Annotated in this window: 11 protein-coding genes, 1 other RNA gene and 1 pseudogene; 9 read left to right on the top strand and 4 right to left on the bottom strand. The window is 65.7% G+C overall.

Features of this window, described 5'->3' with window-relative positions; all coding sequences use genetic code 11:
- The 4 genes and pseudogenes from B3D39_RS12705 to B3D39_RS12690 all read left to right on the top strand — a co-directional run.
- A pseudogene (locus B3D39_RS12705) lies at nucleotides 1-192 on the top strand (thymidine phosphorylase); the annotation flags it as partial.
- Complete coding sequence (locus tag B3D39_RS12700) at nucleotides 189-1,406, top strand: phosphopentomutase (protein WP_274962403.1); 1,218 nt, start codon at nucleotides 189-191, stop codon at nucleotides 1,404-1,406. The pseudogene B3D39_RS12705 and the gene B3D39_RS12700, both read left to right, overlap by 4 nt.
- A gap of 11 nt (nucleotides 1,407-1,417) precedes the next feature.
- Nucleotides 1,418-2,050 (top strand): uracil phosphoribosyltransferase, encoded by a 633-nt coding sequence (gene upp, locus B3D39_RS12695; RefSeq protein ID WP_078542222.1) that lies wholly within the window; start codon nucleotides 1,418-1,420, stop codon nucleotides 2,048-2,050.
- Between the two features lie 65 nt (nucleotides 2,051-2,115).
- Nucleotides 2,116-3,009: an SPOR domain-containing protein gene (locus tag B3D39_RS12690; RefSeq protein ID WP_274962402.1), complete on the top strand. Its 894-nt coding sequence runs from the start codon at nucleotides 2,116-2,118 to the stop codon at nucleotides 3,007-3,009.
- A gap of 49 nt (nucleotides 3,010-3,058) precedes the next feature.
- On the opposite strand, the gene B3D39_RS12685 is transcribed toward B3D39_RS12690, so the two are convergent.
- Nucleotides 3,059-4,078, bottom strand: coding sequence for a hypothetical protein (locus B3D39_RS12685; protein ID WP_274962401.1), 1,020 nt, complete (start codon nucleotides 4,076-4,078; stop codon nucleotides 3,059-3,061).
- A gap of 174 nt (nucleotides 4,079-4,252) precedes the next feature.
- Nucleotides 4,253-4,687 (bottom strand): DsrE family protein, encoded by a 435-nt coding sequence (locus B3D39_RS12680; protein ID WP_078600577.1) that lies wholly within the window; start codon nucleotides 4,685-4,687, stop codon nucleotides 4,253-4,255.
- A 196-nt stretch (nucleotides 4,688-4,883) separates the two neighbouring features.
- Here B3D39_RS12680 and rnpB point away from each other — a divergent pair.
- The 4 genes from rnpB to rpmG all read left to right on the top strand — a co-directional run bounded on the left by rnpB (nucleotide 4,884) and on the right by rpmG (nucleotide 6,990).
- An RNA gene (rnpB, locus tag B3D39_RS12675) (RNase P RNA component class A) lies at nucleotides 4,884-5,297 on the top strand.
- A gap of 191 nt (nucleotides 5,298-5,488) precedes the next feature.
- Nucleotides 5,489-5,872 carry a DUF302 domain-containing protein gene (locus B3D39_RS12670; protein WP_274962400.1) on the top strand — a complete coding sequence of 128 codons (384 nt, stop codon included), beginning with the start codon at nucleotides 5,489-5,491 and terminating at the stop codon, nucleotides 5,870-5,872.
- A gap of 80 nt (nucleotides 5,873-5,952) precedes the next feature.
- Entirely contained in the window at nucleotides 5,953-6,663 is a 711-nt protein-coding gene (locus tag B3D39_RS12665; protein WP_152843528.1) for a tellurite resistance TerB family protein, read from the top strand.
- Between the two features lie 159 nt (nucleotides 6,664-6,822).
- Nucleotides 6,823-6,990 (top strand): 50S ribosomal protein L33, encoded by a 168-nt coding sequence (gene rpmG / locus B3D39_RS12660; protein ID WP_011750518.1) that lies wholly within the window; start codon nucleotides 6,823-6,825, stop codon nucleotides 6,988-6,990.
- Nucleotides 6,991-7,405: 415 nt separating this feature from the next.
- Here rpmG and B3D39_RS12655 read toward each other — a convergent pair whose 3' ends face one another.
- On the bottom strand, nucleotides 7,406-7,738 hold the full coding sequence (locus tag B3D39_RS12655) for an AzlD domain-containing protein (RefSeq protein ID WP_078548989.1): 333 nt from the start codon (nucleotides 7,736-7,738) through the stop codon (nucleotides 7,406-7,408).
- Nucleotides 7,735-8,481 (bottom strand): AzlC family ABC transporter permease, encoded by a 747-nt coding sequence (locus tag B3D39_RS12650; protein WP_414717998.1) that lies wholly within the window; start codon nucleotides 8,479-8,481, stop codon nucleotides 7,735-7,737. The genes B3D39_RS12655 and B3D39_RS12650 overlap by 4 nt, the downstream gene beginning before the upstream one ends.
- 88 nt (nucleotides 8,482-8,569) lie before the next feature.
- Between B3D39_RS12650 and mobA the strand changes: the two genes are divergently transcribed.
- Nucleotides 8,570-9,172, top strand: a complete 603-nt coding sequence (mobA, locus tag B3D39_RS12645; RefSeq protein ID WP_274962399.1) for a molybdenum cofactor guanylyltransferase MobA — start codon at nucleotides 8,570-8,572, stop codon at nucleotides 9,170-9,172.
- The last annotated feature ends 33 nt before the right edge of the window (nucleotides 9,173-9,205 follow it).

Genomic DNA, 9,205 nt, shown 5'->3' with positions numbered 1-9,205 from the left:
GGTCTGTGGGAGATCGTGGCGCTGGGCGAGGACATGGCGGCCGGCGAGCCGCTGGTGACGATCCATGCGGCGAATGACCGCGATGCCGATGCCGCCGAAGCCGCCCTTCTGGCCGCGATCGAGCTGAGCGACGAGGCCCCCGAAGAGCCACCGCTGATCCACGAGCGGATCGGCCCGGAGGATGTGCAATGAGCCGTGCCTTTCTCATCGTGATGGACAGCGTCGGGATCGGCGGTGCGCCCGATGCGGATCGCTTCTTCAACGACGGCGCGCCGGATACGGGCGCGAATACCGTGGGTCATATCGCGCAGGCCTGTGCGGATGGGCGCGCTGAGGAAGGCCGTTCCGGTCCGCTGAATATGCCGACGCTGGCCGGTCTGGGTCTGGGCGCGGGCGTGAAGCTCGCCTCGGGCGAGGAGGCGCCGGGGCTGATGGTCGAACCTGTCGGGCTCTGGGGCGCGGCCACCGAGATCTCTCCCGGCAAGGACACGCCCTCGGGGCACTGGGAGCTGGCCGGTGTGCCGGTGCCGTGGGAATGGCATTATTTCCCCGATCAGAAGAACAGCTTCCCGCCCGATCTGGTCGCCAAAGCCTGCGAAATCGCGGGCACGGACGGCATTCTGGGCAATTGCCACGCCTCGGGCACCAATATCATCGAAGACTTGGGCGACGAGCATATCCGCACCGGCTGGCCGATCTGCTACACCTCCGCCGATAGCGTGTTCCAGATCGCAGCCCATGAGGAGCATTTCGGCCTCGACCGCCTCTTGAGGCTCTGCGAGGGACTCGCGCCGACGCTGCATGCGATGAAGGTGGGGCGCGTGATCGCGCGGCCGTTCATCGGCGAGAACGGGCAGTTCACCCGCACACCGAACCGCCGCGACTATGCAATCCCGGCGCCGTCGCCGACGCTGCTGGACTGGGCTTATGATGCGGGCCGCGTGACCCATGCGATCGGCAAGATCGGGGATATTTTCTCGCATCGCGGCATCACCCATCTGCACAAGGGCAAGGGCGATGCCGATCTGGCCGATCACCTGATCCGGCTGGCAGATGAGGCCGAGGAGGGCTCGCTCACCTTCGCCAATTTCGTGGAATTCGACAGCCTCTACGGCCATCGCCGCGACATCTCGGGCTACGCCCGCGCGCTGGAATGGTTCGACACGGTGGCGGCGCAATTCCTCGACCGCCTGCAACCGGGCGATCTGGCGATCTTCACCGCCGATCACGGCAACGATCCAAGCTGGCGCGGCACCGATCACACCCGCGAACGCGTGCCGGTTCTGGGCGCGGGCCCCGGTATCGGGTCGCGCAGCGTGGGCAATGTGGGGTATGTCGACTTAGCGGCTTCGCTCGCCACGCATCTGAACATTCCGGCGCAAGGGCCGGGCAAAAGCTTTCTGTGAGGGACAACACAATGAGTGACCATCTGACCGTCGTCAAACACCCGCTGGTGCAGCACAAACTGACCCTGATGCGCGAGAAGGACACGTCGACCGCGTCCTTCCGGCGTCTGCTGCGCGAGATCAGCCTGCTGCTGGCCTATGAGATCACCGCGGAGCTGGAGCTCACCTCGAAGAATATCGAGACGCCGCTTCAGGAGATGGACGCGCCGATCCTCGCGGGCAAGAAACTCGCGCTGGTCTCGATCCTGCGGGCGGGCAACGGTCTGCTGGATGGCGTGCTCGAACTGATCCCGGCGGCGCGCGTGGGCTTCGTCGGCCTCTACCGCGACCCCGAGACGCTGAAGCCGGTCGAATACTATTGCAAGCTGCCGAGCGAGCTTGAGGATCGTCTGACCATCGTGGTTGATCCGATGCTGGCCACCGGCAACTCCTCGGTCGCGGCGATCGACCTGATCAAGGAAAAGGGCGCGAAGAACATTCGCTTCATGTGCCTGTTGGCGGCCCCCGAGGGTGTCGCGCGCATGAAAGAGGCGCATCCGGACGTGCCGATCGTGACTGCAGCCCTTGATGAGCGGCTCGACGATCACGCCTATATCGTGCCGGGTCTGGGCGATGCGGGCGACCGGATGTTCGGCACGAAGTAAGGCCAACACCCTTTACTCAAAGGCAAACCCGTCTATCCTCCCCTTGGAAACATCAGGGGGTGGATATGCGACTGAAAGCAGGAGCGGCGGCCGGTCTGGGCGCGATTCTCACGCTGGGGCTGGGAGGCTTCGCATCGGAGTCGCAGGCGCAGCAATATGTGCCCGCCGAAATGCCCCCGGCGAGCTATACCGATCCGCAATATGTCGACAGTCAGGGCTGCGTGTTCGTGCGCGCGGATTATGGCGGGGCCGTGCGCTGGGTGCCGCAGATGAATAGCGACCGCGGTATCGTCTGCGGCCATACGCCCAGCTTGGCGGCTACCGTGCCGGTTGCGTCGGTAACCGTGGCTCCGAGCCCTGCGGCCCGCGCCACGGCCGCGATGCGCACGCCCTATTCGCCGACCCCGACCTCTCCGCCTGTGCCGCGCGATCCGTCGCGCGTGTCTCGCAGCGTGAGCGTCGGTGGGCTCGCCCCGGTGGTGACTCGCGCGCCCAAGCCGCAGAACGGCTGGACGAATGCCTTCGACGATGGGCGGCTCAACCCCTATCGCGGCCCGCGCACCGTCCACGGCAACGCACAGATGCGCGCGCGCTGGACCGAAGAGACGCCGATGCAGCTTCGCCCCACCGCGACGCCGGATCAGGTCTATGTCGAGGGCTCTTATCCGCCGGTGCCGAAGCCTCGCATCGTGGTGGTGCCGACCGTCACCATGTCGAGCAAATCGGTCGCGCCGGTCGGTTCGAACGGCAAGCAATATGTGCAGGTCGGCAGCTTCGGCAATGTCGCGAATGTCGTCGCTGCAACGAAGCGTCTGCAGGCGCTGGGACTGCCGGTCGCGACCTCCAAGACGCAGGAGCTGACGGTGGTCTATGCCGGACCGTTCTACGATACCGCGAAGCTGAATTCGGCGCTTGCCTCGGCGCGTCGGGCGGGCTTCCCGGATGCGCTCGTGCGCTGAGGAGGCGTGAAGGCGTAAGACGGATCAAGCGGCCCCTCGGGGCCGTTTTTCATTGCGCCGAGCAGATGTCCTGCAGCGCCACCCATTGCGCATCTTCCAGAACCGGCTTCGGCGCAGGCTGGCCCTTGAACGGGTCGGCCTCGATCAGGCCCAGCACCGACTCTCCGGTCGGGTCGAGCGCGTAGGCATAGGGCGTCGCGCTGACCCCGGCATCGCGGAAGGCGCGCAGCAGCGTGTCGCCATCGGCCCGCGCCGGGGGATGCTGCAGCAGGTCCTGTGCATATTCGGCCAGCCCGCTCTCGGGAAGATCGCCTGTCGTCAGCAGCCGCAGCGCTGCCGCGGGGCCGAGGCGGTCGAGCATCCGATGCAACGGGCGCCCTCCGGCGGCGCTGTTCTGCGCGGCGATGATGTAGCCCGCGACGACCTCGGGCGTGTCAGGCCCGTCGATCGTGTCGCGTCCGACCACGGTCATCCCGCCCGGCAGCAGCCGCGCCCCTTCGAGCGCCTGCGGCAGGACCGCGATGACCGATTGTCCGGGCAGCCGCTCCGCCAGCGCGGAGAGGGCGCGATCACCGCCGGGGCTGTGACAGGCCGAGCCGGTCATTTTCACCATCTCGGAGAGCAGCTTGCGGCCGATCTCGACGCGTTTCGCCTGCGGCGCGACGCGCGCGGCGTGATCGACCAGCGCCGAGGGCAACCAGAACAGCGCCACGGCGCCGACTGCCAGCAGCACCGCCCCGATGAGCACACCGCGCAGCCGCCCCGGATGCGGGCGCTTTGCAGCGATGATCGCATGGACCTTTTCGATCGCGGCGATCATCGTCTCATCTTCGATCTCGAGCTCTTCGCCCGGCTCCTCGGAAGGGGCGAAGATTGCGGGGCGTTTGCCGGGATTGCGACGGTACATCGCGGGCAGCGACCAATGCGCGAGCGCCGTGCCGGAGCGCGCCTCCGACAGCACAAGCGTCGCGTCGCCCAGCGAGAGGATCACCTCGCGGCGCTGCGCGTCCGCATCGGGACGCCATATACCGATCGCCTCGAGGCGTTCATATTCGGAGAGGGCGGTCATGCGGGCCCGTTTCTGCTCTTGTTTGTCAAGAGGATAGCCGATCCTGCCGGGGGGTCAATCAAACAGCCCTGCCTGTAACGTAAACCGCCCCGCGCGGAAAGCCGAGCGGGGCGAGATGGGTCGCAATTCAAATCGAAGCGCGCGGAAAGCGAAGGGCCGCCGCGCGGTCGTCCGTCAGGGCCGCAGATAGGCGTAGCCATCGCGTTGCAGGTCGACGAGATAGGCCGCGCCGGAGGGGACGATTTCCGCCTCTTCGACCATAGGAGGCTCCTTCCCGAGCTTCTTGGTCATCCCGGCGAGCGTATTGGCGCAGGCGCGGAAATGGATCGGTTCGCCCAGCATCGCCATTTCCTCGATGCGGGCTTTCACCGGCGAGGTGTCGGCGCGCAGCATGTTCAGACCGGGCCCGTAGGTGACCATTTCGATCTGGACCTCTTCGCCTTTGTCTTTGTAATATTTGATCATGTTGAGCGCGTTGTTCAGCGCCATGTTCATCACTTGCGGATCGGCGCTGTTGACCTGAATGGCGATTTTTTCATTCGCCATAGCGGGCAATGCCCAAACCATCGCCGCGAGCGCAAGCCCGAGGCGGAGTCCTCCCTTTACCATCGTGATCTCCCTTTCACTTCATGGACGGCCAGCGTCAACGTGCCGCACCTGAAAAGCAAGTGGTTGCACGGACTGCTCCCGAAATTTCACGGCCTCGTGATGCGAGGGGGCGTTTCTTGGCTGAAGAAAAGACGCCCGTGATGCGTGCGCAGGGGCAATTGACCGCGCGGGGGCGAGTGTCTATCTGCTGCCTTGCGCGGATGGCTGGATGGCCGCGAGTTCCCGTAGCCCCGTGAATGCGGGTAGCCGGGGGCCCGAGGAAAGTCCGGACTCCATGAAGCAACGGTGCCGGGTAACGCCCGGGCGGGGAAACCCGACGGAAAGCGCCACAGAAAACAAACCGCCTCGGTTTCGGCCGGGGTCAGGGTGAAACGGTGGGGTAAGAGCCCACCGCGGGACTGGTAACAGGACCGGCACGGCAAGCCCCACCGGGAGCAACGCCGAATAGGGATCGCGTGCTGCGCCGCTTGCGGTGACGGCAGGGGAGCTTCGCCCCGAGCGATCCGGGTTGGCAGCTAGACCCTGTGAGCAATCGCAGGGCGAGAGGAATGGTCATCCATGGGGGTGCAAGCCCCCGGGACAAAATCCGGCTTACAGGCCATCCGCGCAAATTCTTCTTTCGCTTCAAGATCGAGGGCAAGGAACAAGCCCCCGCCCGCACGGGTTCCCGCCACTGCGGCACAGTGAGCGCGCATTGAAGCACAGGCCTCTCCATGATCGTGACTTGCGTTTCGCATCGAATTGGCCACGCTCGACGCAAAGGCGCGAACAGCCAAGACCAACTAGGGGAGAGAGATTGCCATGGGCTATACGATCGACAAGGTGATGACCGGGGCATTCGACGAGGTCGAGGCGAAAGTGCGTGAGGCGCTGGCCGAGGCGGGCTTCGGCGTGCTGACCGAGATCAACTTGTCCGCCACGATGAAGGCCAAGCTCGACAAGGACATGCCGCGCTACAAGATCCTCGGCGCCTGCAACCCCAAGCTTGCCTATGAGGCGATCGGCGTTGCGCCGCGGATCGGGGCGATGCTGCCGTGCAACGTAGTGCTGCGCGAGGTGGAGGACGGGATCGAGGTTAGCGCCGTCGACCCCGTGGCCTCGATGCTCGCGGTCGAGAATGACGACCTCATCGAAGTCGCGAGCCAGGTACGCCAGATGCTCGCCGACGTGGTTGCCAAGCTGTAAATCGCGTGAGTTTTTTCTAGCCAAGCGCGTCCCTGCGCGCGAAGCTGTCGCAACAGGAAACCGCATTTCGGGGGAATGATATGAGCTTCGTGAAGACATTGGCTACGCTCGCGGTGGGCTTCGCCGCCGCCAAGGGCGTGGAGCGTTTCAACAAGATGGGCGGTCTCGACGGCATGAAGGACGCGCTCGGCAAAGCGGGCGAGCCCGGCGGTATGGGCGACCAGATGGGCGAGTGGGCCGAGAAGATGGGCATGCCCGGCGGCAAGGAGACCGTGCGCGGTCTCTTCGGCCAGTTCGGCTCTCAGGCAGCCTCCGCGACGGCGGCGACCGAGGCGGGGCTTGGCGCGCTGATCGGGGCCATGACCGGCGCTGCGAAAACGGGCGCAGGCAATATCTCGGAGATGCTCGGCGCCGTGACCTCTGGCACGCCGGTCAACGCGATGATGGAAGATCAGGCCAAGCTGATGATCCGCGCGATGATTCAGGCCGCGAAAGCCGATGGCGAGATCGACGAGACCGAGCGCCAGACCATCCTCGATCACCTGTCCGACGCCTCCGACGAAGAGATCGCCTTCGTGAAATCCGAACTCGACGGCCCGATCGACATCACCGCTCTGGCCAACGCCACCTCGGACCACATGAAGTCGCAGGTCTATTCGTCTGCGCTTCTGCCGATCACCGTCGATACCGAGGCGGAGAAGCAATATCTGGCGAATCTCGCCGCGGCGCTGGGCCTCGAGACGGAGAAAGTCGCCCAGATTCACGAGACGATGGGCAAGCCGCTGATCTGAGCGGAAAAGGGCGTCACCGCTTTATGAGCCGTGGGTGAAGAATTTTCAGCCTGCGGCCCGGTTTGCCGGTTGACTCCGCATCGCGCATCGCTAAAAGGCGGGCTTCAAGGATTCCGCGGGTGCGTAGTTTTTTCGATGCCCGGAGCTAGGAGATAAACAATGGCGAAGCCGACGACGATCAAGATCCGTCTGAACTCGACGGCGGGCACCGGGCACTTCTATGTGACCAAGAAGAACGCCCGCACCATGACCGAAAAAATGACCGTGAACAAATACGATCCGGTCGTGCGCAAGCACGTCGAATACAAGGAAGGCAAGATCAAGTAAGATCGCCTGACCTTGACGGTTAGAAGGCCGTGCCTCCGGGCACGGCCTTTTTCTTTTGGATTGGAAACTCGCTGCCCGGATCAGCCGCGAAGCGGCCCGGGCCGCGCCCGACCTCCCCCGGGGAGGGCGCATTGGCGATGTCGTTGCGGGTATCGCTGTCCTACGGGCTTGCGGGATAAAGCGCCCAGCCACCGAGCGCTGCAAAGCGCCCACCCGAGGTCGGGCGCGGCCCTCTGGAGGCATAAGACGGAGTTAGCGGGTTTACCCGGGCGAATTGCCTACGCAATCCGCGTTCGCCGCTTCGGTGGCTCCACTGGAGCCCCCGATCTGCGCCTTCAGCAATCGCGCCCCGGCGCCTCCACGGTCGGCGCGTTCGCCGCTGAGGGCTTCCACTGGAAGCCCTCCGAGGCGCGGCTCACCCCACCAGCCACAGCGACAGGTAAAGCGCGGCGAGGCCGCTGAGAATCGCCCACAGCGTGTTGCGCGTGGCGATGCCGACGCCCAGCGTCGCGAAGGCGGCGATCATCCGTGCAGGGTCGGTCTCACCGCCCGTGGCCGCAGGCCACAGCACCAGCGGCGCCACCAGCCCTGGGAGAACCGCGACCGGCGTATAGCGCAGGTAGCGCAGCGCCCATTCCGGCAGTTGCCTGTCGCCGAGGAAGCCCATGAAAGAGAAGCGAAGGAAGAACGTGCCGATCCCCAGCGCGATGATGATTCCCCAGATCAGGGCGTCTGAATACCCGTTCATTCCCGCACCGCCTTTCTACGCGCGACCCAAAGCTCGACCTGCGCACCCGTCACCATCGCGGCGACCGCGGCGATCATCAGCCCCACGCCGGAGGGCAGGAAGCTCAGCGCCAGCGCGCCGACGACCGAGACCGCCGCCGCCGCGACATGGGCGAGCGTGCGCAGCGCCGGCCCGATCATCGCGAGGAAGGTGATCGGCACCGCGAAATCGAGCGCGAATTCCGGCGGGATTTTCGCGCCCACCAGCGCGCCGAGCAGCGTCGCCACATACCAGTTCGGGCAGATCGGGCTGCAGACGCCTGCGTAATAGGCCAGCTTCTCGGCGCGGCTCATCTCCGGCTCGGCCTCGTATTCATTGGCCGCCATCGCATAGGACTGATCGACCATGAAATAGGCCACCAGCGCCTTCTGCCATGTCTTCGCCTTGCCGAAATGCGGCGTCAGCGCCGCCGAATACATGGCCATGCGCAGGTTGACCGCAAGCGAGGCCGCGAGGATCAGCAGGACCGGCGCGTGATCGCCCATCAGCTGCAGCGCTGTGAATTGCGCAGCGCCCGCGATGACCATCACCGAGAAGCCCATGACCTGCGCCAGATCGAGCCCCGCACTGGTCGCCGCCACCCCGAACAACAGCCCGAAGGGCATGATTACCAGAAGGAACGGCAGGCCATGCCGAAATCCGCGCCAATAGGCGGCTCGGATCGCGCCTTTCGGGGTCGTCCCGTTCGCGGTCATGTCCGACATGATGCTTGTCTCCCGTTCTCAGTTGCGGGACAGATAGGGAAGGATGCGGGCAAAGGCAAAGCGCGCGATTGTATTGGAGGCAATCATCTTGACCGCTGGCGAAGATGTCGGGCCGCGTGTGGTCGCGGTGATCCTTGCGGGCGGGCAGGGGCGGCGCATGGGCGGCGTCGACAAGGCGACGGTGATGCTCGCCGGACGTCCGCTGTTTGCCCATGTCGCGGCGCGGATCGGCCCGCAGGTGGCCAGGCTCGCGATCTCGGCCAATGGCGCCGCGCTGCGATTCGCCCCGATCCCTGTGCTGCCCGATCCGCCCCAGCGGCGCGGCGAGGGGCCTCTGGCGGGGCTCCTGAGCGCGCTCGACTGGGCGGCGGAGCAGGGCGCGGAGCGGCTGCTATGCGTGCCTGTCGATACGCCCTTCCTGCCCCATGATCTGGTCGCGCGGCTAAGCGGCGCTGGCGCTGCGGCCTATGCTGCTTCGGGTGGCCGTGACCATCCGAGCGTGGCGCTATGCCCGGTCGACGACCGCGCGCGCATCGCAGAGCTGTTCGCCTCGGGCGAGCGGCGCTTGCGCGCGGCTTTCCCGGACGCGGCGCCGGTGGAATTCGAGGGCAGCCCCGACCCGTTCACCAATCTCAACACGCCGGAAGATCTCGCAGCGGCGGCCGCGCATCTGGCGGAGGCGACACGGTGACCCAGGTGTCGATCCGGCACGGGCTCGCGCGCG

The sequence above is a fragment of the Thioclava sp. UBA3469 genome, from assembly GCF_002378135.1.
GTDB lineage: Bacteria > Pseudomonadota > Alphaproteobacteria > Rhodobacterales > Rhodobacteraceae > Thioclava > Thioclava sediminum.
The sequence above is the reverse complement of the archived record's forward strand: the minus strand, read 5'-3'. Positions and strand labels throughout refer to the sequence as shown.

What these genes read in the sequence shown, in the direction of transcription:
- B3D39_RS12700 (WP_274962403.1), top strand. Translation starts at nt 189, where the DNA reads ATGAGCCGTGCCTTTCTCATCGTGATGGACAGCGTCGGGATCGGCGGT.
- upp (WP_078542222.1), top strand. Translation starts at nt 1,418, where the DNA reads ATGAGTGACCATCTGACCGTCGTCAAACACCCGCTGGTGCAGCACAAA.
- B3D39_RS12690 (WP_274962402.1), top strand. Translation starts at nt 2,116, where the DNA reads ATGCGACTGAAAGCAGGAGCGGCGGCCGGTCTGGGCGCGATTCTCACG.
- B3D39_RS12685 (WP_274962401.1), bottom strand. Translation starts at nt 4,078, where the DNA reads ATGACCGCCCTCTCCGAATATGAACGCCTCGAGGCGATCGGTATATGG.
- B3D39_RS12680 (WP_078600577.1), bottom strand. Translation starts at nt 4,687, where the DNA reads ATGGTAAAGGGAGGACTCCGCCTCGGGCTTGCGCTCGCGGCGATGGTT.
- B3D39_RS12670 (WP_274962400.1), top strand. Translation starts at nt 5,489, where the DNA reads ATGGGCTATACGATCGACAAGGTGATGACCGGGGCATTCGACGAGGTC.
- B3D39_RS12665 (WP_152843528.1), top strand. Translation starts at nt 5,953, where the DNA reads ATGAGCTTCGTGAAGACATTGGCTACGCTCGCGGTGGGCTTCGCCGCC.
- rpmG (WP_011750518.1), top strand. Translation starts at nt 6,823, where the DNA reads ATGGCGAAGCCGACGACGATCAAGATCCGTCTGAACTCGACGGCGGGC.
- B3D39_RS12655 (WP_078548989.1), bottom strand. Translation starts at nt 7,738, where the DNA reads ATGAACGGGTATTCAGACGCCCTGATCTGGGGAATCATCATCGCGCTG.
- B3D39_RS12650 (WP_414717998.1), bottom strand. Translation starts at nt 8,481, where the DNA reads ATGTCGGACATGACCGCGAACGGGACGACCCCGAAAGGCGCGATCCGA.